Origin of the sequence: Exiguobacterium sp. s28 (assembly GCF_018618135.1) — a bacterium.
In the GTDB taxonomy this organism is placed as follows: Bacteria; Bacillota; Bacilli; order Exiguobacteriales; family Exiguobacteriaceae; genus Exiguobacterium; species Exiguobacterium mexicanum_A.
The window spans coordinates 1-1,686 of the sequence record NZ_JACSLL010000030.1 but is presented as its reverse complement, the minus strand read 5'-3'; the positions used below and the strand labels follow the sequence as shown (position 1 = coordinate 1,686).

General features: G+C 51.4%; 1 protein-coding gene. It reads left to right on the top strand.

From position 1 onward, the window contains the following. The first annotated feature begins 69 nt into the window (after positions 1-69). Positions 70-1,640 (top strand): IS3 family transposase gene (locus KNP78_RS15505; RefSeq protein WP_156111487.1). Its coding sequence is split into 2 segments (ribosomal slippage): positions 70-709 and positions 709-1,640, totalling 1,572 coding nucleotides; the frame shifts between segments, so codons are not numbered across the junction. Positions 1,641-1,686: the final 46 nt, after the last annotated feature.

Sequence of the window (1,686 nt, the reverse complement as noted above, 5' to 3'; positions counted from 1 at the left end):
TGATATGCTCCCCAATAGGTAGACAGATGAAATAACAAATCTGTTTATCTGATTGGGGAGTGTTTTTTTATGGTGAGAAGTCGGCATTCGATCGAACAAAAACTGGCTGCGCTGCGCATGATGGAAGAAGAAACCTATACGTGGAAGGAAATCATGGAAGCGCATAACGTCTCTGAGAATACTCTCCGGGTGTGGAAAGTGAAATTCGATACCGGCGGAATCGACGCGTTGAAGGAATCGAGGACATGGAGACATTACACCAAGGAACAAAAGATTGCCGCCGTCCGTGACTATCTCGATGGGGCCACCACGGTGGAAGTCCTCTCCAACCATCAAATCAGTGATGGATCTGTTCTTCGAAAATGGATTAAGAAGTATACTAGTCATAGCGAGTTAACAGATTCGAGAAAAGGGATGAATCGAGCTATGACAAAAGGAAGAAAAACTACATTCGAAGAGCGCTTCGAGATCGTGAAATACTGTTTGGAGAATGGACGCAACTACCAACAGACCGCGGAACAATATCAGGTGTCTTATGGGCAAATCTATGGCTGGGTCAAGAAGTATGACACGGACGGGGCAGAAGCGCTCCTGGACCGCCGTGGGCGTACGAAGCCAGAGGACGAACTAAGTGAAGAGGAGAAGCTGAAACGCCGGATCCGGCAAATGGAGCTTGAGAACGAACTTCTTCGTGCGGACAACCTGTTCCTAAAAAAGTTAGAGGAGATCGAGAGGAGGTCGTGATCAGCCAGGTACGGCTACAGCAACGATATATCGCCATCAAAGAATTATACGAAGAGGAGGCCATCTCGGTCGTCCTCCTCTGTCGAGTCGCCGGCATCTCACGGGCGGCCTATTACAAATGGTTGAACCGCACCATACCGGTGCGTCAAGAAGAGAACGAGAAGCTTCTGGAGGACATTCGTCTACTCTATGACCAGGCGAACGGCACATACGGGTACCGTCGGATCACGATGACAATCAATCGGCTGCGCCGGCAACAGAGCCTGTCCCCATTCAATGAAAAGCGAATCTATCGCTTGATGCATAGCCATGGGATCCAATCGGTCATCCGCCGGAAGCAGAAGAGACATAAGAAGTCAACGCCGCAACATGTGGCCGAGAACCTGATGAACCGAGAATTCAGTGCGTCCCGCCCGGACGAGAAATGGTGCACCGACGTCACCGAGTTCAAGTATGGGACCGGGAAGAAGGCGTATCTGAGCGCGATCATCGACCTGTATGACGGCTCGATCGTCGCCTACCGCATCGGAAGGTCCAACAACAACGGGCTCGTCTTCCAGACGATGATGCCAGCCATCGCGGGGCTCCGTACAGGAGCACGTCCGATGATCCATAGCGACCGAGGGTTCCAATATACCTCAAGAGGGTTCAAACGGATGGTAGAAGACGCGGGAATGACCCGCAGCATGTCCCGGGTCGGGCGTTGCATCGACAACGCCCCGATCGAGAGTTTTTGGGGCACCTTGAAAGTGGAGATGTACTACTTGCGTGAGTTCCAGGCCTATAGCGAACTCACGAGGGCCATCGAGAACTACATATCGTTCTACAACCACGATCGTTTCCAGAAACGACTAAACGGCTTGAGCCCTGTCGAATACAGGTCTCAAGCCGCCTAGGCTGGTTTTCATTATTTGTCCTGTCTACTTGACAGGGAGCACTTCA